General features: G+C 68.2%; 16 protein-coding genes. 8 read left to right on the top strand and 8 right to left on the bottom strand.

Going from position 1 to position 18,400, the window contains the following annotated elements; genetic code table 11:
* Positions 1-84: 84 nt before the first annotated feature.
* A complete protein-coding gene (locus tag AC3A4E_RS01715; protein ID WP_487629851.1) occupies positions 85-2,433 on the top strand; it encodes a Tex family protein in 2,349 nt (782 codons plus the stop codon).
* 115 nt (positions 2,434-2,548) lie between these two features.
* Here AC3A4E_RS01715 and AC3A4E_RS01710 read toward each other — a convergent pair whose 3' ends face one another.
* From AC3A4E_RS01710 to xth, 4 genes are all read right to left on the bottom strand, one after another.
* Positions 2,549-3,046, bottom strand: a complete 498-nt coding sequence (locus tag AC3A4E_RS01710) for a YciE/YciF ferroxidase family protein (RefSeq protein WP_487629850.1) — start codon at positions 3,044-3,046, stop codon at positions 2,549-2,551.
* Positions 3,047-3,157: 111 nt separating this feature from the next.
* Entirely contained in the window at positions 3,158-3,880 is a 723-nt protein-coding gene (locus AC3A4E_RS01705) for a response regulator transcription factor (RefSeq protein ID WP_487629849.1), read from the bottom strand.
* Positions 3,881-4,026: 146 nt separating this feature from the next.
* Entirely contained in the window at positions 4,027-4,923 is an 897-nt protein-coding gene (locus AC3A4E_RS01700; protein ID WP_487629848.1) for a manganese catalase family protein, read from the bottom strand.
* A 160-nt stretch (positions 4,924-5,083) separates the two neighbouring features.
* The gene (gene xth, locus AC3A4E_RS01695; RefSeq protein WP_487629847.1) at positions 5,084-5,875 is read right to left on the bottom strand and encodes an exodeoxyribonuclease III; all 792 of its coding nucleotides are present in this window, start codon (positions 5,873-5,875) and stop codon (positions 5,084-5,086) included.
* A gap of 164 nt (positions 5,876-6,039) precedes the next feature.
* On the opposite strand from xth, the gene AC3A4E_RS01690 reads away from it, so the two are divergent.
* Both AC3A4E_RS01690 and AC3A4E_RS01685 read left to right on the top strand, forming a co-directional pair.
* The gene (locus AC3A4E_RS01690; RefSeq protein WP_487629846.1) at positions 6,040-7,065 is read left to right on the top strand and encodes an Lnb N-terminal periplasmic domain-containing protein; all 1,026 of its coding nucleotides are present in this window, start codon (positions 6,040-6,042) and stop codon (positions 7,063-7,065) included.
* Positions 7,062-9,026, top strand: a complete 1,965-nt coding sequence (locus AC3A4E_RS01685) for an esterase/lipase family protein (protein WP_487629845.1) — start codon at positions 7,062-7,064, stop codon at positions 9,024-9,026. Before AC3A4E_RS01690 ends, AC3A4E_RS01685 begins: the two co-directional genes overlap by 4 nt.
* Positions 9,027-9,032: 6 nt before the next feature.
* On the opposite strand, the gene AC3A4E_RS01680 is transcribed toward AC3A4E_RS01685, so the two are convergent.
* Positions 9,033-9,908, bottom strand: a complete 876-nt coding sequence (locus AC3A4E_RS01680; protein WP_487629844.1) for a LytTR family DNA-binding domain-containing protein — start codon at positions 9,906-9,908, stop codon at positions 9,033-9,035.
* A gap of 154 nt (positions 9,909-10,062) precedes the next feature.
* On the opposite strand from AC3A4E_RS01680, the gene AC3A4E_RS01675 reads away from it, so the two are divergent.
* Positions 10,063-11,304: an acyltransferase family protein gene (locus tag AC3A4E_RS01675; protein ID WP_487629843.1), complete on the top strand. Its 1,242-nt coding sequence runs from the start codon at positions 10,063-10,065 to the stop codon at positions 11,302-11,304.
* A gap of 27 nt (positions 11,305-11,331) precedes the next feature.
* Here AC3A4E_RS01675 and AC3A4E_RS01670 read toward each other — a convergent pair whose 3' ends face one another.
* Both AC3A4E_RS01670 and AC3A4E_RS01665 read right to left on the bottom strand, forming a co-directional pair.
* Positions 11,332-11,697, bottom strand: a complete 366-nt coding sequence (locus AC3A4E_RS01670; protein ID WP_487629842.1) for a hypothetical protein — start codon at positions 11,695-11,697, stop codon at positions 11,332-11,334.
* A 79-nt stretch (positions 11,698-11,776) separates the two neighbouring features.
* Positions 11,777-12,685, bottom strand: a complete 909-nt coding sequence (locus AC3A4E_RS01665) for a cation diffusion facilitator family transporter (protein WP_487629841.1) — start codon at positions 12,683-12,685, stop codon at positions 11,777-11,779.
* Between the two features lie 192 nt (positions 12,686-12,877).
* Here AC3A4E_RS01665 and AC3A4E_RS01660 point away from each other — a divergent pair, with 192 nt between their 5' ends.
* The gene (locus tag AC3A4E_RS01660) at positions 12,878-13,123 is read left to right on the top strand and encodes a hypothetical protein (protein WP_487629840.1); all 246 of its coding nucleotides are present in this window, start codon (positions 12,878-12,880) and stop codon (positions 13,121-13,123) included.
* A 58-nt stretch (positions 13,124-13,181) separates the two neighbouring features.
* Here the strand turns inward: AC3A4E_RS01660 and mnmG are convergent, their stop codons facing one another.
* The gene (gene mnmG, locus AC3A4E_RS01655; protein WP_487629839.1) at positions 13,182-15,071 is read right to left on the bottom strand and encodes a tRNA uridine-5-carboxymethylaminomethyl(34) synthesis enzyme MnmG; all 1,890 of its coding nucleotides are present in this window, start codon (positions 15,069-15,071) and stop codon (positions 13,182-13,184) included.
* A gap of 1,287 nt (positions 15,072-16,358) precedes the next feature.
* Between mnmG and AC3A4E_RS01650 the strand changes: the two genes are divergently transcribed.
* Genes AC3A4E_RS01650 through AC3A4E_RS01640 form a run of 3 tightly spaced genes read left to right on the top strand, consistent with a single transcriptional unit; the run spans position 16,359 to position 18,394 of the window.
* Positions 16,359-17,339: a pyridoxal-phosphate dependent enzyme gene (locus AC3A4E_RS01650; protein WP_487629838.1), complete on the top strand. Its 981-nt coding sequence runs from the start codon at positions 16,359-16,361 to the stop codon at positions 17,337-17,339.
* A gap of 15 nt (positions 17,340-17,354) precedes the next feature.
* On the top strand, positions 17,355-17,978 hold the full coding sequence (locus tag AC3A4E_RS01645; protein WP_487629837.1) for a YdcF family protein: 624 nt from the start codon (positions 17,355-17,357) through the stop codon (positions 17,976-17,978).
* A complete protein-coding gene (locus AC3A4E_RS01640; RefSeq protein WP_487629836.1) occupies positions 17,978-18,394 on the top strand; it encodes a ketosteroid isomerase-related protein in 417 nt (138 codons plus the stop codon). The genes AC3A4E_RS01645 and AC3A4E_RS01640 overlap by 1 nt, the downstream gene beginning before the upstream one ends.
* Positions 18,395-18,400: the final 6 nt, after the last annotated feature.

The following is an 18,400-nucleotide window of genomic DNA, read 5'->3' as shown; positions in this document are numbered from 1 at the left end:
CCCGCTTGTCAACGGGTACCGCCGACAGGACCGGGTTGCCACAATCGCCGCGCGGCGCTGCTGCCGCGACCCGATGTGGAACCGATGTCCAAGCCTGATGCCGCCCTCGCCCGTCGAATCGCCGACACCATCGCCGCCGAGATCGGCGCCCAGCCCGCGCAGGCGATCGCCGCGATCGCACTGCTCGACGAAGGCGCGACCGTTCCGTTCATCGCGCGCTACCGCAAGGAAGTCACCGGCGGGCTCGACGACACCCAGCTGCGCGATCTCGAAGTGCGCCTGTCGTACCTGCGCGAACTCGAAGACCGCCGCGCGGCGATCCTCTCCAGCATCGACGAACAGGGCAAACTGACGCCGGAGCTGCGCGCCGACATCGAAGCCGCCGACAGCAAGGCGCGCCTCGAAGATCTGTATCTCCCCTACAAGCAGAAGCGCCGCACGCGCGCACAGATCGCCCGCGAGGCCGGACTGGAACCGCTGGCGGACGGCCTGCTGGCCGATCCCACATTGGCGCCCGAGACCTTCGCCGCCGGCTTCGTCGATGCCGACAAGGGCGTCGCGGATACAAAGGCCGCGCTGGAAGGCGCGCGCGCGATCCTGATGGAGCGCTGGGGCGAGGACGCGACCCTGCTCGGCGAACTGCGCAACTGGCTGGAAGCCAACGGCGTAATCCGCGCCAAGGTCAGCCCCGGCAAGGAAACCGCGGGCGAGAAGTTCCGCGACTACTTCGACCACGCCGAAGCGTTGGCGAAGATTCCCTCGCACCGCCTGCTCGCGCTGTTCCGCGGCCGGCGCGAAGAGTTCCTGACCCTCGAACTCGAACCCGGCAACGATCCCGAGCAGGGCAACGCCTACGCCGAAGGCCGTATCGCACTGCACGCCGGCATCGCCGCGCAGTCGCGCGCCGCCGATACCTGGCTGCTCAACGCCTGCCGCCTCGCGTGGCGCGCGAAGATCCATCTGCATCTGATGATCGATCTGTTCGGCAAGGCGCGCGAGAAGGCCGAAGCCGAGGCGATCAACGTCTTCGGCGACAACCTGAAAGATCTGCTGCTGGCCGCGCCCGCCGGCCCGAAGACCGTGCTCGGCCTCGATCCGGGCATCCGCACCGGCTGCAAGATCGCCGTGGTCGATGCGACCGGCAAGCTGGTCGCGACCGACACGATCTATCCGCACGAGCCGCGCAAGCAGTGGGACCAGTCGGTGCACACGCTGCGCAAACTGTGCGCCGAACACGGGGTGCAGCTGATCGCGATCGGTAATGGCACGGCCTCGCGCGAGACCGATCGTCTGGCCGCCGATGTCATCAAGCTCGCGCCGGAGCTCAAGCTGCAGAAGATCGTGGTCAGCGAAGCCGGTGCGTCGGTGTATTCGGCGTCGGAAACCGCGGCGAAGGAATTTCCGAACCTCGACGTGTCGATCCGCGGTGCGGTGTCGATCGCGCGACGCTTGCAGGATCCGCTGGCCGAGCTGGTCAAGATCGAGCCGAAAGCGATTGGCGTCGGCCAGTACCAGCACGATGTCGACCAGTACCGTCTGGCGCGTGCACTGGATGCGCGGGTCGAGGACTGCGTCAACGCGGTCGGCGTGCACGTCAACACCGCATCCGGCGCCCTGCTCGCGCGCGTCGCCGGCCTGTCGAGTGGTGTGGCCGAGAACATCGTCATGCATCGCGATGCGAACGGGCCGTTCAAGCGTCGCAAGGACCTGTTGAAGGTGCCGCGTCTGGGCGAGAAGACCTTCGAGCAGTGCGCGGGATTCCTGCGCATCGCCGACGGCGACGAGCCGCTGGATGCGTCGTCGGTGCATCCGGAAGCCTATCCGGTGGTCGAGCGCATCGCCGGCAGCAGCGGCCGCGACGTGAAGCAGATCATCGGCGATGGCGCGTTTGTGCGAGGGCTCAAGGCGGAACAGTTCACCGACGAGAAGTTCGGCGTGCCGACGGTGCGTGACATCCTGAAGGAACTCGAGAAGCCGGGCCGCGATCCGCGTCCCGAGTTCAAGGCCGCGGTGTTCGCCGACGGTGTCGAGGACATCAAGGACCTGCAGGTCGGCATGATCCTCGAAGGCGTGGTCAGCAATGTCGCCGCGTTCGGCGCGTTCGTCGATATCGGCGTGCACCAGGACGGCCTCGTGCACATCTCGGCGCTGTCGGACACCTTCGTCAAGGATCCGCGCGACGTGGTCAAGGCCGGCGACATCGTCAAGGTGAAGGTGCTTGAGGTCGATGTGCTGCGCAAGCGCATCGCGCTGACGCGCCGCCTCGATGATGTGCCGGGCGAGAAGCCGGCCCGTGATGCGCGCGAAGATCGCACTGCATCGCGTGGCCCCGGCGGTCCGCGTGGCGGACGTCCTGCAGGCAAGCCGCAGACCGCGGCCGCGCCGAGCAACAACGCACTGGCCGACGCGTTCGCCCGCGCACGCGGACGCTGATCGGACACACGGCGTCCGGGCATGTGACACGCCCGGACGCTGCGATCAGGTCATTCGACGTTCCGATCCGTATAGACGTCTGCGACGCAGACACTCCGCACCGGAACGCGGTGGATCATCCGGCTTCGGCGGCCATCTGGTTGCCGCCCGCTTCCGCGAGCAGGGTCAGCTTCTCGTCGGTCGCCTTTTCTTCATCGAGCGTCGCCTTGAGCAGCTTCACTGCGTCCGTGTGGCCGAGCTGCTTCGCCAGCGCGCACAGCGTGCCGTAGGACGCGATCTCGTAATGCTCGACCTTCTGCGCACCGCCGATCAGCGCGGCGTCGCGCAGCGGTCCCTTCTCCATCGATTCGATCACGTCCCTGCTCTCTTCGACCAGGCCTTCCATCGCCGCGCACTTGATGCGCTTCAGGCGTGCGCCGAGCATCTCGACCACCTGGTCGAGCCGTTCGATCTGCACATTGGTCTGCTCGAGATGCAGCTCGAACGCGGCCGCGAGATCGGGGTTGTGCGTCGCGCGTGCGAGCTTCGGCAACGCCTTGGCCATCTGCCGTTCCGCGGAATGCGTGTCCGACAGTTCGTGGATGAAGAGCTCTTCGAGGGTCTTGATCGCCATAACGGAGTTCCAGCAGGAATCGGAGCGTGAGTGGATGCCGCACGCGGTGAGCCACGTGTGACTTTGGCGGCCTGTGTGCAACGGCGGGTGATCGCCGCGCCGCGTGATGGCTCAGTGCGACAACGGTTCGTTCGATCGCGGCGCGCGGAACCGGAATCCGGTGCCGGGCATCGTCACGATCAGGTGTTCGTCGAAGCCGTCGTTGAGCGTGCGACGCAGCTGGTACATGTGGCTGCGCAGCGAGTCCGAGCGCGGCAGTCGCGAGCCCCAGATCGCGGACTGCAGCTCCGCACGCGTCACCACGCGCGGGTGATGGCGCATCAACGTCGCGAGGATCTTCAGCCCGACCGGCAGCACCGGCAGATCGCGGCCGCCACGGGTCACGCGGCCCGTGCCCTGATCGACGCGCAGATCGTCGAGCGCGATGATTTCCTGTGCCACTTCGGACCGGCTGCGACGCAGCAACGCGTTGATCCGTGCGCCGAGTTCCGCAGGCGCAAACGGCTTGGTGAGGTAATCGTCGGCGCCGGCCTCCAGCCCTGCCAGCTTGTCGTCCAGTGTGTGCAACGCGGACAGCATCAGGATCGGTGCGACCGGATGCGCGGCCGCGCGCAGTTGCCGGCAGACCTCGAGGCCGCCCATGCGTGGCAGCGTGACGTCCAGCAGGATCGCGTCGTAGCGCTGTGCACTGACGAGGTTGAGTGCTTCCACACCATCGCGTGCGTAATCGATCGCGTAACCGCGCCGGACCAGCCACTCGCCGGTCAACGAGGCGAGGTTGGCGTCATCCTCGACGATGAGGATGACGCCGTTGTCGTTCCTGGACGTGTGCATGTTCCTGGTGACTCTGGATGTGCCAAAGATGGCCACCGCCCACTCATACGCGCAATCCAGCCCGACACCGTGACGCGCCCGCATACACAAAGCGCGCCATTCATTGGAATCACGCGCAGCTCACCCGCGCTTTGCGGACGCCTGGATCAGTGCGCGAGGTTCACCGCGCCCGCGCCGGGTCCTGCGCCCAGCTCCGCGCCGGTCAACGGATCGGCATCCGGCGACGACGCGGTGCGTTGCGCGAACGCATCGAGCGCCGCCTGCTGACGTGCGGTGAGCACGACGCTGGCCGTGCCGTCGCCGCCATCGACCGCCATCTGCGCGTCGCGATCCTCCACGCGCTCCCACAGCTCGCCCGAGTTCCACGGGCCCTGCGCATCGTCCTCGTCGCCCTGCGACATGTCGAAGTACAGATCCGTGTAGGAAGGATCGCCCGGCAGCTTTCCGGTCGGGAAGTTCGGCGTGATCGCGTAGAGCGCCTTCTCGAACGACTTCTGGTGCGCGACTTCGCGCGTCATCAGGAACGTCAGCGCGTCCTTGACGCCCGGATCGGTGGTGAGGTTGATCAGACGCTCGTAGACCATCTTGGCGCGCGCTTCGGCGGCGATGTTGGATCGCAGATCGGCGGTGGGTTCGCCGATGCTGTCGATGTAGGCGGCCGACCACGGCACACCGCTCGAGTTCACCAGCGCCGGACCGTTGCCGTAGAGGATCGCCTGGGTCTGGCTGGTGCTGTTGCCGGTGAGATGCCGCATGTCGGCCATCTCTTCCAGACCTTCGGCCAGCTCGCCCTTGGCGCCCTTGTTGAGCATGGTGATGATCGAGCCGATGATTTCCAGGTGGCTCAGTTCTTCGGTCGCGATGTCGAACAGCAGGTCCTTGCGGCCCGCGTCGTCTTCGGCCAATGCCTGGGTGAAGTAACGCATCGCGGCGGCGAGTTCGCCCTGCGGGCCCCCGAACTGTTCGAGCATGAGCGTCGCGAGCTGCGGATTGCCCTCGGCGACGCGGACGGTGTACTGGAGTTTTCTGTTGTGCATGAACATCGGATTCGATCCTGTATTGGCGGCGGCTGATTGGGACCACGCGCCCACACTCGATCCGGTGCGGTGACCCGCCGGTGATTCACACGGCGTTCTCCGGTGCCACGCCTGCCCACATGTTCCGCAACCCTCTGCAGCCTTCAAATCATGGGTCGCGCGGATTTCAGGCGCGCAGTTCCACCCACGTCGGCGCGTGATCACTGGCGCGCGGTTCGAGCCGCACCCAGCGGTCGACACCCACCGATTCCAGACGTTCGGCCAGCACGGGATTGAGCAGCAGATGGTCGATGCGCAGGCCGCGGTCGCGTTCGGCGTGCTGGCGGAAGTGGTCCCAGAAGGTGAAGACCTGTTCGTCGCCGAAGACCTCCGCCAGTGCGTCGGTCCAGCCCTGCTGCAACAGGTTGAAGTACGCCTCGCGGACCTGGGGCTGGATCAACGAATCCTTCTTCCAGGCCTTCGCGTCGTAGACGTCGGTGTCGGTCGGAATGACATTGAAGTCGCCGACCAGCGCAGCCGGATGTTCCAGATCGACCAGCGACTTCGCGTGCCTGTGCAGGCGCTGCATCCACGCGAGCTTGTAGTCGAACTTCGGCCCCGGCTGCGGATTGCCGTTGGGCAGGTACAGCGCGCCGACGATGATGCCGTGCACCGCGGCCTCGATGTAGCGGCTCTGCGCATCATCCGGATCGCCCGGCAGGCCGCGCCGGCTTTCCACCGGCGCCACGCCCCGCCCGAGCAGCGCGACGCCGTTCCAGGCGCGCTGGCCGTGCCAGATGGCGCCGTAGCCGGCGGCTTCGAGTTCGGCGGCCGGGAACGCCTCGTCGGTCGCCTTGAGTTCCTGCAGCGCGACGATGTCGGGCGCCTCGTGCGCCAGCCAGGCGAGCAGGTTCGGCAGGCGCGTGCCGATACCGTTGACGTTGAACGTCGCCAGCTTGAGGGTCTTCTTCCTGGCCATGCGGGGATCCGGTCGACAGCATTGCTGCCGTTCTACCGCGTGCCAGGTGACGGGCGCTGCTACCAGGACGATGCCGTCCTGCACCACAATTGCCGCATGCCACCACGTCGCCCCTGCACATCATTGCGCCACATCGCCCTGCCCGGGCCGGGCCGCGTGCGCTGATGGCGACGCCGCGTTCCCTGTGGCGCCGGGCCCTGCGCGTGCTGCTGTGCATCGCCACCGCCGTGTTCCTGCTGTGGGGCATCGGCGCGCTGTGGTACCAGGCGCCGATGCGCTGGCTGTGGCTGGTGCCGTGGAGCGCACTCGGTGTCTCGACGCTCCTGGCAGTGGCCGGCCGCATGACGCGCTCGCGACGCCGTCGCGTGCTCGGCGCCGGACTGGTCGCCGCGCTGGCGCTACTGGGCTGGTGGCAGACCGTGCTGCCGATGCACGACCGCGACTGGGCCGACGACGTCGCGCGCCTGCTCCATGCCGAGGTCGATGGCAACCGCGTTAGCCTCCACAACGTCCGCAACTTCGACTGGACCCGCGACGGCGATCCGGCGCCGCGCTGGGAGACGCGCACCTACGATCTCGACGGACTGGCCTCCGCCGATCTGGTGATGTCGTACTGGATGGGGCCGGCGATCGCGCACACCCTGGTGTCATTCGGCTTCGATGACGGCAGCCGCGTGGTGTTCTCGCTGGAGATCCGCAAGGAACGCCACGAGTCGTTCTCCGCGATCGGCGGCTTCTTCAAGCAGTTCGAGGCGGTGCTGATCGCGGCCGACGAACGCGACATCGTGCGGGTGCGCAGCAATGTGCGCGACGAGGACGTCTACCTGTACCGGCTGGCGATTCCGCGCGAACAGTTGCGCACGCTGTTCCTCGCCTACGTCGACGAGGCCGACACGCTGCAGCAGGCGCCGCGCTTCTACAACACGGTGACCAGCAACTGCACGACGATCGTCTTCGATGTCGCCCGCCACATCGCGCCGGGCCTGCCGCTCGACATCCGCCTACTGCTGTCGGGTTACTTCGGGCAGTACGCGCATGCGCACGGCGGACTCGCTGGCCAGGGCTCGTTCGACCAGCTGGAAGCGGCGGGACGCATCACCGACCGGGCGCGCGCCGCGGATCGGGACCCCGATTTCTCCCGCGCGATCCGGCGCGGCGTGCCCGGCATTCCGGAGGCCGAGACCCGATGACTTCGCACAACCCCTCGCGATGGATCCGCAGCGCGATGAGCCTGCTGCTCGTGATGTCGCTGGCCGGCTGTTCGCTGGCGATGGTCGACGTGAAGTCGATCCCGCCGGGCGAGTACATCGCGATCAAGCGCGGCGACATTCTCACCACCGGCGAGCTCAGTGCCGCGACGCGCGAGATGCTGCGCGTGGCCGGCCTCGACGATCGCGCCTGCGCGCGCCCGCAACACGACTGCCTGCAGGCGCTGACCGACGTACACGACGTCAACGACGAGCGGCGCATGGCCGCGTTGACCGAGCTGTGGATGCAGCGGGCACTGTCGCTCGCGCCCAAGCGCGACGCAGCGCCGTCCGATGCGCAACTCGATGCGTGGTTCGAAGTCGCGCGCCATGCCTACGCCTATCTGTTCTTCAGCGCGCGCACGCCCGGCGAGCGCGCATTCGAAGACCGGCAGACGCAGGTCCGCGACTACTACAACCTCGCCACGCAGGAGGCGGCGACGGCGCTGTTCGCCCGCTACGCCGGCGCGCCCGGCGCCGAGGGCGAAGCGCTGCAGCAGGCCGGCTGGACGATCCGCACCACGCTCGAGGGCGTGCGCCTGCCCGATGGCGTGGACCTGCCGGAAGAACTCATTCCGGCTTCGTCGCTGCAGTTCGCCGGCTTGCGCAGCGTGTACCGGCGCGACGGGTTCGGCGCCGAACTCGTCGCGGTGATGCAGCCCGATCCGGTGACGACGATCGTCGCGCCCGATGCGGAAGACGCCGCAGACACACCGCACCGTCGCCAGCGCCCGCAGCGTCGCGACTACAGCGAGATGCCCTCCCCGGCGCTGACCGTGCTGTTGCGCTTTCCGGCGAACGATCTCGCGCAGCTGATGGCCACGCGCGACGTCGCGTTGAGCGTGCACGATCCCTATGTCGACAGCGTCGCGCAGATGCACGGCCAGCAGGTGCCGCTGGCCGCGAACTTCACCGCCGGCTACGGCCTGTGGCTCGCGCGTTCCGGCTTCGCCACGCAGTCGCTGCGCACGCTGTTCGGCCGCGACCACGGCATCGACCGGCCGCATCTTTACATGATGCAGCCCTACGACCCCGACCGCCGGATCCTGCTGATGCTGCATGGGCTGGCGAGCAGTCCCGAAGCCTGGGTCAATGTCGCCAACGAGGTGCTGGGCGACGAGACGCTGCGGCAGAGCTTCCAGATCTGGCAGATCTACTACCCGACCAACATGCCGATCGCGCTCAACCATGCGCAGATCCGCCGTACGGTCGACGACGCGCTCACGCACTTCGATCCCGACCGCCGCGCACGCGCTTCGCAGGACATGGTGGTCGTCGGCCACAGCATGGGTGGCGTGATCGCGCGGCTGATGGTGTCGTCGTCGGGCGACGCGCTGTGGGACGCGGTGATGGCGAATCGCGAGATCGCGCCCGGCGATCTGCGCCGTGTGCAACGGCGGCTGTCTCCGTTCCTGCGCTTCGAACCGATGCCGCAGATCGAGCGCGCGGTCTTCATCGCCGCGCCGCATCGCGGCACCGACATCGCCGGCACGCGCGCGGGTCGCTGGATCTCACGCCTCGTGCGCCTGCCGCTGACGTTTCTGGAGAACTTCGACGACGTGCTGCAGACGCTCGCCGGCAGCGCGCAGACACCCGACGGCAGCACCGGCCGCATTCCCAACAGCATCGACAACCTCAGCGCCAGCGATCCTTTCGTGCGCGCCGCCGCCGATCTGCCGCGTGCGCCGCACGTGACGCTGCACACGATCATCGCCCAGCGCGATCCCGCGGTCCCGCTCGCGCAGTCGAACGACGGCCTCGTGCCCTACGCCAGCGCGCACCTCGACGATGCGGTGTCGGAGAAGGTCATCGTGTCCGGCCACAGCGTGCAGGAGACCGCGCCTGCGATCCTCGAACTGCGCCGCATCCTGCACGAGGACGTTGCGGCGCATCCGCTGGACTGATCGTCTCTAGCGCGCCATCGCCAGACGCAGCGGTTCACGATGACGCCGGCTGCAGGGCACGATGGTGCCGTCGTGCAGATGGATGCGTGCATCGCCACTGTCGAGCGGTTCGATCGAGGCGATCCGATCGACGTTGACCAGATGACTGCGGTGCACGCGCAGGAACCGCGCGGCGTCCAGGCGGGATTCGAGTTCGGCCAGGGTGCTGCGCAGCGGATAGACCTTGCCGCGCACGTGCAGGTTGGCGTAGTTGCCTGCGGCCTGCACCCATTCGATGTCGTCGGCAGCCACCAGGAATTCGCGCCCCAGCTTGCGGACCAGAAACCGCGAGGGCCGTTCGACCGGCTCCACCGGCGCGCTGTCGTCGTCCGGCGCGGCCAGCAACGAGGCTTCGCCCTGCAGGCGTCGCACCAGCAGACGATAGCCATGCAGCACCACGACGATGCCGAGAAAGGTGCGCGCATCCTTCAGGTATTCGTAGACGAAGGCATCGCCGAAGACATAGCTGCCGCCGTGCCATGCGTAGACCAGCTTGCGGATGGCCACCATCAGTCCGACGTGCAGCACCGACCAGACCACGCTCGCCACCGCGTACAGCGGCAGGCGCCGGCGCCAGTTGTCCAGATGCACCGGCCAGCGCGCGGTGAACCACACCATCGCCGGCACCAGCATCAGCAGCGCGACGGCGCTGCTGCCTTCCCAGCTCGCCACTTCCCAAGCGGCGTAGCCCAGCCCGAGGCGCTCGACGTCCATCCAGGTGGTCACGCTGTTGCCCAGCCCGGACAGCAGATAGGTGATGAGCCAGTAGCCGACCTCGACCGGTCGACGGATGGCGAGATAGCGCTCGGCGCCGGTGAGCGGCGCGGGGGAACGTGCGGACATGCCCGCATTCTAGGCAGCCGCCGCGCGTCGGCCCGTCCCATTCGTCCCTGCCGGCCCACGGTTCGTCCCTGGAGACGCGCCCTGAAGCCCTCGGCGGGACCGCGCGTCACTGCGACCCGGCACCGTGGCGGCCCCTTCCGTATCGCAGACCGCCATGGACCGACGCCACGACATCGACGCGCTGCGCGTGATCGCCTTCGCCCTGCTGATCCTCTATCACGCGGGCATGGTCTACGTGGTCGACTGGGGTTTCCACATCAAGAGCCCGACGCTGCTCGGCTGGGTCGAGTGGCCGATGGTGCTGGTCAACCGCTGGCGGATGTCGCTGCTGTTCCTGCTGTCGGGCATCGCGCTGGGTCTGGTGCTGGCGCGGAAATCACCGGGCCGCCTGATCGGCAATCGCAGCTGGCGCCTGCTGTTGCCGCTGGCGTTCGGCATCCTCGCAGTCGTGCCGGTGCAGGCCTGGTGCGAGGCGCGGATGCTCGGCACCTACGACGCCGGCTTCGGCACCTTCCTGTTGCGTTACCTGCAGCTGCGGCCGTGGCCGGCCGGCACATTCACCGGCGCCGAGTACGGCTTTACCTGGAACCATCTCTGGTATCTGCCGTATCTGTGGGTCTACACGCTGCTCGCGCTGATCGCCTTGCCGCTGCTGCGCGCGATCGGTGGTGCACGCATCGCCGGATGGCTGACCACGCGGGGTCGCTGGTTGCTGTGGACGGTGCCGCCGCTGTGGATGCTATTCGCCATGATCGTGCTGGCGCCGCGGTTTCCGACGACCCATGCCTTGGCCGGCGACTGGTTCAGCCATGCCAAGTACGTTCCGATCTTTGCGTTCGGCGTCCTGATCGCATCGCGCGCAGCGATGTGGGCCGCACTCGACGCACGCCGCTGGGTGCTGACGGCGTGCGCGCTGACCGGCGCGTGCGTCTACATGGCACTACGCGTGATCGGACGCCTGCTCGACAGCGGCGTCCTGTCGCCCGACAGCTTCGACGCCCTGATGCCGCTATCGGCGTGGAAGCTTGTATCGGTCTGCGCACACGCGCTGTATGCGTGGACCGCGCTGCTCGCACTGCTCGCCTGGGGCGCCCGTCTGTTGAACCGGCCGTGGCCGGGACTGCGCTACGCCAGCGAGGCCGTGTATCCCTGGTACATCCTGCACCAGAGCCTGATCGTCCTCGCCGCGTACTGGCTGGTTCCGTTGCGCCTCGGCGCGTTGTGGGAACCGCTGCTGGTGCTGGCGATCACGGTGGCCGGCTGTCTGTTGGTCCACGAACTGCTGATCCGGCGCATCCGCTGGCTGCGTCCGCTGTTCGGACTGCCGATGCGCACCCGCGTGCAATCAACAGCGCGTCTGGGTGACAGGGAGTTGCCGGCGTTCCGCGCGCCCTGAGCATCTATGGCGAAGGCGCGCGTCGAATCAGGAATGCACCGCGCCGCGCATGCGGCGCCGGATCCATCCGGCGACACCCGAGATTACTGCAGCCGGAATCGACAACACCGCCGCGTAGAGCACGCCTGCCAGCAGCAACGGATCCGCGCCTGACACTGCGATCACGACCGGCACCTGGGCGAAGACGACGATCAGACCCCAGAGCCACGCGCGCGTCGGCATCGCGAATCCGAGGATTGCGGACAGCAGCAGCGCGCCCGGATACACCAGCGTCCAGAACGCGTCGGCATCCCAGGGTTCGCCACCGGCCGACAGTCCTGACACGGCCGCCCAGTACACGATGCCGACGATGGCCGAGACGCACGCGCCGAGAAGTACGGGTCTGTTCGTCATTCCTGTCGCCCTCCACGATCGAAGCCGGTACCAGACCACAGTCGTGCGGAACGCGGGATGATCGGACAAGCCCTTCGCGTCACTCCGCCCATTCGGCGTCGGTGGTGAACACGATGGTCAACCAGCGATCGGGCGTGTCGTGGCCGATGCTGGCGCTGATCGCGTCACGCAGGCGATCCCAGTCCTCCAGCGCACGCGCCGGCGCGCCTGTGGGGACGATGAAGGCGAGTTCGATCTGCCGCCCGCGTCCGACCCGGGCGACATAGGCGCGATGGTCGATGAAGCCGTGCTGCGCGACGATCCCACGTGCCACGTCGTCGACCTGGGCTTTCAGGTCGGCGGGCGTGATCAGCAGGATGTCGGCCAGCGCACGGCGGATGGTGCCGATGGGAATCGGGATGATCACCAGACAGACCAGCGCCAGCACCGCGGGGTCGATGTACGGCGAGATCCACGCCAGTGCCGTGCCCTGTACCGCGAAGCCCACGACGAACGCGACCAGCAGCGATGCAGTGATCGCACCCGACATCAGCCAGCCCTTGGCGTCGAGCGCGACGAAGTCTGAGCGCAGCCTGCGATTGGCACGCAGCCCGAGCAGACCCATGCCGAGACACACCGTCAAGGTCAGCACCGCGTAGACGATGGCCCGGTCGAACTGCAGCTCGCGGCCGCCTGCCAGCAGTACGCCGACGGCGGTAATGAACGCGTAGACCGCCGCACCGGTCAGCAGCAGGCCGTTGACGCCCAGCACCATCGGTTCGAGATGCCAGAAGCCCATGGTGAAACGCTGCACCAGGCGACGACCGGCAGCCCCTGCGGCGGTGGACGCCGCGATCAGGTTCGCCACCAGCAGGGCCACCGCCGTCATCACGCCGTCGACCAGCGAATACACGCCGTCGAACACGATGGAGAACGAGCCGGTGATCAGGCCAAACCCGATGCCCAGTGCCGCGACGACTGCAGTTGCGGCGATGGACAGCCGCAACATCGCCGCCTCGCTCTGGAGGCCGAATCGTCGGGGCCGCGGGTGTGGAGCGTTGGCAGGCGTCATACGCCGCATTGTCCCAGACAGGACGACCGTGCGGATGTCGACGTTGCCACCTGCATGCGGACGTCTGCTGACACCGCATCCACGTGCTCGACGTTACAAGTGCGCACTCCCGATCAACGGCCGGACCTCATGGCGCTTTCCGAAACCACACAGGCATCGCTGCAGGACCTGGATGCAGAGCTCGACACCTACGGCGGTTCCGAGACCGATCGCCTCAAGAAGATCGCCGGCCTGGCCAACATGGCAGTGACGTTGCGCCAGCACGCACGCGCGGACGAGCGCCCCGGGATCGACCGGGCACTGCACGAACTGGCGCGCAAACATGGTGTTCCCGACGACTGCCTGCTGCCGTCACCCGGGTCGGGCCCGGTCTGACCGGCGCTATCGATCGCCTCGCACCGGCGGGCGCTTACCGACCCGGCGGATCGAGGGCTCAGGCCGCACGCGTGCGCCGCGCGCGTTCCAGATGCACCAGCAGCAGCGAGATCGCAGCCGGCGTCATGCCGGGAATGCGCTGCGCCTGACCGACGGTGAGCGGTCGCACCTGCACGAGTTTCTGCGCGAGTTCGGCCGATAGACCCCGCACCTGCGCGTAGTCGAAGCTCTCTGCGATCGCCGTGGTTTCCTGGCGCTGCTGGCGTTCGATCTCGACGCGCTGCCGGTCGAGATAGCCGGAATACTTGGCTTCGATCTCGACCTGCTCGGCGACGTCCGCTTCGTCCACGCCCGGACCGATCGCCTGCACACGCATCAGATCCGCGTAGCCGAGTTCGGGGCGACGCAGCAGGTCGATCCCGTTGCTTTCCCGGCGCAGTTCGATCCCCAGCGTCGCGACGACATCGTGACCGACCGCGTTGCGCGGCGACGCCCACAGGCCGCGCAGACGTGCGCTCTCGCGCTCGACGGCCTCACGCTTGGCGTCGAAGCGTGCCCAGCGCGCATCGTCGACGAGACCGAGGTTGTGGCCCGCTTCGGTCAGGCGCAGGTCCGCATTGTCCTCGCGCAGCTGCAGCCGGTATTCGGCGCGGCTGGTGAACATGCGGTAGGGCTCCTTGGTGCCGTGGGTGATCAGATCGTCGACCAGCACGCCGATGTAGGCCTGGTCGCGGCGCGGACTCCAGGCGTCGAGACCGCGCACCTGGCGCGCGGCGTTGACGCCGGCGAGCAGGCCCTGCGCGGCGGCCTCCTCGTACCCGGTGGTGCCGTTGATCTGGCCGGCGAAGTACAGGCCGGCGACGGCGCGCGTCTCCAGTGTCGCCTTGAGCCCGCGCGGATCGAAGAAGTCGTATTCGATCGCGTAACCGGCGCGGGTGATGTGTGCGTGTTCGAAGCCGGTGATGCTGCGCACGAGCTCCAGCTGCACGTCGAACGGCAGCGAAGTCGAGATGCCGTTGGGATAGATCTCGGCGACATCGAGGCCTTCGGGCTCGACGAAGATCTGGTGGCTGGCCTTGTCGGCGAAGCGCACGACCTTGTCTTCGATCGACGGACAGTAACGCGGACCGATGCCTTCGATCTGGCCCGAGTACATCGGCGAGCGGTGCAGCGCGCCGCGGATGATCTCGTGCGTGCGCTCGGTGGTGTGCGTGATCCAGCACGACACTTGGCGCGGATGGTCGTCGCGCGTGCCCATGAAGGAGAACACCGGACGCGGATCGTCGCCCGGCTGGATGGTCATCGCGGCGTAGTCGAGCGTGCGACCGTCGATACGCGGCGGCGTGCCGGTCTTCAGACGGTCGACGACGAACGGACGCTCGCGCAGACGCGCGGCAAGCGTGGCTGCTGGCGGATCGCCAGCGCGGCCACCGGCCGACTGGGCTTCGCCGATATGGATGCGTCCGGCCAGGAACGTGCCCGCGGTCAGCACGACGGCGGGCGCGTCGAAGCGCAGGCCGGTCTGGGTGATCGCGCCGCGCACGGCGTCGCCTTCGATGACCAGGTCATCGACCGCCGACTGGAAGATCGTCAGGTTGGGCTGCGCTTCGACGGCGCGGCGTACGAACGCGCGATAGAGGTTGCGGTCGGCCTGGCAGCGCGTCGCGCGCACCGCCGGGCCTTTCGATGCATTGAGCCTGCGCCACTGGATGCCCGCCGCGTCCGCCGCACGCGCCATCACGCCGCCGAGCGCGTCGATCTCGCGCACCAGATGGCCCTTGCCGATGCCGCCGATCGCGGGATTGCAGCTCATCACGCCGATGGTTTCGACGTTGTGGGTCAGCAGCAGCGTGCGGGCACCGGCGCGCGCGGACGCGAGGGCAGCCTCGGTGCCGGCATGGCCGCCGCCGACGACGATGACGTCGTAGCTGTGGAAGTCGTTGTGCATGGGCGGATTATCCGCGAGATCGACGGGCGCGACAGGCCGGGCGCCAGAGTTGGCACACTTTCTGCGTGGTGACGGGGGCACCCGCAGCGCCGAGCGTCGAGAAAGGGGGGCGCGGCCGGAGATTGGAACAGGGCTGGCCAAGCACGCTGCGGGGAAGCACGGGGCCGGGTGTCGGGGGACATCCGGCCCCATTTTTTTGCGCGTGCCGGGGAGATCGCTGCCAACGGCACTGCAAGTGAAGAGCCGACACCCGACGAAGACGGAACAGGGGGGATCCGGTATTCCCCGCCGGGTGTCGACAATTGGTGTGCCCTTTACGTCGAAAACCGACGCTCGAGGTCACGCGCGCCAAGCTTCCCCCGCCGTCCCTGCAAGCGCAAGTGCTAGATCGGCTCGACTTGCCGGTGTGTGACCGGATTCCGACTTTCGCCGCGCGGCCTGGAACCCCGGTCACCGCGGGTGGGCGGCGGCCTGCTCTGCGGCGCAGCCTCGCGGGGGCGCTGCATCTCTGGGCGTGGCGCGGGCCGGGTGACCGGAGGCGACTGACCCTCGGCACGCGGCGGACGTCCATCCATGCCACCAGGACGACGCGGACGATCCGTGTCACCACGTGGCGGCCGCCCTTCCCAACCGGGGCGCGGCCCATCCGGACGGCCGATACCCGGACGATCCGGGCGGTTGGGCCGTCCCTCGCCGGGACGATCCGGACGCCCGCTGCCCCAACCGGGACGGTCGGGCCTGTCCGGGCGTCCTTCATGCGGCCGGTCCGGGCGATCGGGTCGGCCACTGCCCCAACCGGGGCGATCGGGGCGCGTGTGCCCTTGGGGCGGCCGGTTGTGCGGCGGGCGATGGCCGGGCCTCCCCGGATACACGGGCCGCACGACAACCGGCGGCGGACGGTAGTACCCGCCGCCGTAGCCATAGCCGTAGGGCAACCGGTTCCAGTCACCGTAGCGGCCGTATGGCGCACCAAGCCCGACGCCGCCGTACCATCCGCCACCGCTGCCATAGCCGACGCTGCCGTAGGGCGCGCCGTAATACCGGTAGGTCGTCTGCGGTGCGCCGTAGTAGTAATCGCCGCTGCCACCGCGGTACCCGTAGGTCGCGCAACCCGCCAGGGTCATGCAGGCAACCAGTACGAAAGCCTTGCGGATCATGTCGATTCACCCCTGTCGGTCCGTGTGCCAGCTTCCGCCTGCAGCGTTGAATCCGCCCTTAAGGCCACCCGGCGCATCCGTTCGCATGCAGGGTCGTGAATCCCCCGGGTTGCTCCGTTACGCTTGCACGATGGCGAATCCCCCCTTCCTGCCCGGCCCTGCCGACGTGCTTGCCGCCGCGGCGCGTATCGCGGCACATGCGCACGTCACACCGGTGTTGCGCAGCCGTACCCTCGATTCCGCGGCAGGCTGCACCCTGCACCTGAAGGCCGAGCACCTGCAGCGCGCGGGCGCTTTCAAGTTCCGGGGGGCGTGCAACGCGGTGTGGTCGCTCGACGCGGCGACCGCCGCACATGGTGTGGTGACCCATTCGTCGGGCAACCATGGCGCAGCCCTCGCGCTTGCAGCGGCCTCGCGTGGCATCGTCTGTCACGTGGTGGTGCCGGAGGGCGCAGTGCCGGCCAAGCTGGCGGCCATCGCCCGATACGGTGCCGTGCTGCATCACTGTGCGCCGACACTGGCCGCACGCGAGGCGACCTGTGAGACCGTGCGGACGCGCACCGGCGCGATCCTGGTGCATCCCTATACCGATCCGCAGGTGATCGCGGGCCAGGGCACCGCCACGCTTGAACTGGTCCATGCCGCAGGGCCGCTTGACGTCCTGGTGGTACCGGTGGGCGGCGGTGGTCTGGCCGCAGGGGCCGCGCTTGCCTTGGCGGCCGCATCGCCGCAGACGCAGCTGGTGCTGGCCGAACCTGCCGGAGCCGATGACGCCCTGCGCTCGTTCCGGGCCGGCGCCCGGGTCGACGACCTGGTTCCGGATACGGTCTGCGACGGTCTGCGTGGACTGCTCGGCCTGCCGAACTTCGACCTTCTGCACGCGTACCGCGCCAGCGACGGAACCGCCGTCGAGGTAATCGCCGTCGAGGATGCCGACACCGTCGCCGCGATGCGCCGCATCGCGCTGCACACCAAGCAGTTGGTCGAGCCGTCCTCGGCGATCGCACTGGCGGCCGTGCTGGGCAACCGCGCCCGCTTCGCGGACCGCCGCGTCGGCATCGTGCTCAGCGGTGGCAACGTCGACCTCGACCATCTGCCCTGGACGGCGTGACGGCAGGAGCCTCCGATGCGACGACGACGCAGTCCCTTCATGACCCTTTTGCGCGCCTGCCTGTGGCTGCTGCTGCTGGCACTGCTGTGGCTGCTGGGTGTGGCGGCGTGGATCGGCCACGTGGGCACGCGCGACGAAGCCGGACCGGCCGATGTGATCGTGGTACTCGGCGCCGCTGCCTATGACGCCCAGCCTTCGCCGGTCTTCGAGGCCCGCATCGATCATGGTCTGGACCTGTACCGGGCCGGGCATGCCGGCACGCTGATCTTTACCGGCGGCTACGGCGGCGCAAAGGCGCGCTTCTCCGAATCCCAGGTCGCCCGACGCTATGCGCTGCGGCGCGACGTGCCCGATGCGGACATCCTGATCGAATCGCGCTCGCGCACGACCGTCGAGAATCTGATCGAGGCACGCCGCCTGATGCAGGATCACGGCCTGCACCGCGCGATCATCGTCAGTGATCCCTTGCACATGGCGCGCGCCCTGCGCGCGAGTCGCGCACTGGGGATCGATGCCGTCGGCTCGCCGACGCCCAGCACACGCTTCCGCACCTTCCGCACCCAGCGCGAGTTCCTGTTGCGCGAGGTGTACTTCTTCCACCGCGACCTGTTCGACGCGGTCCGCCAGAGGATGACCTGATGACGCTGCCCACCCAGACCGCCACACTCGAACTTGTGCGCGCCTACTACACCGCGTTCAACGCAGGGGATCGCGACGCGATGCTGGCACTGCTGACCGGTGACGTGGTCCACGACCTCAACCAGGGTACGCGCGAGACCGGCCTCGACGCCTTCGTCGCGTTCATGCAGCGCATGGACAGGTGCTATCGCGAGCGGCTGGACGACGTTGTCGTGATGGCATCCGAAGACGGCACACGTGCAGCGGCCGAATACGTGGTGCATGGCGCGTACATCGCCGATGACGAGGGCCTGCCGCCGGCCAATGGCCAGCAATACGTGCTGCCCGGCGGCGCATTCTTCGAGGTCTGCGACGGCCGCATCGCGCGCGTCACGAACTACTACAACCTCGAGGACTGGATCGCGCAGGTGGGCTGATGCGGG

This window comes from Luteimonas sp. Soil_N_1, from assembly GCF_057656255.1.
The sequence above is the reverse complement of the archived record's forward strand: the minus strand, read 5'-3'. Positions and strand labels throughout refer to the sequence as shown.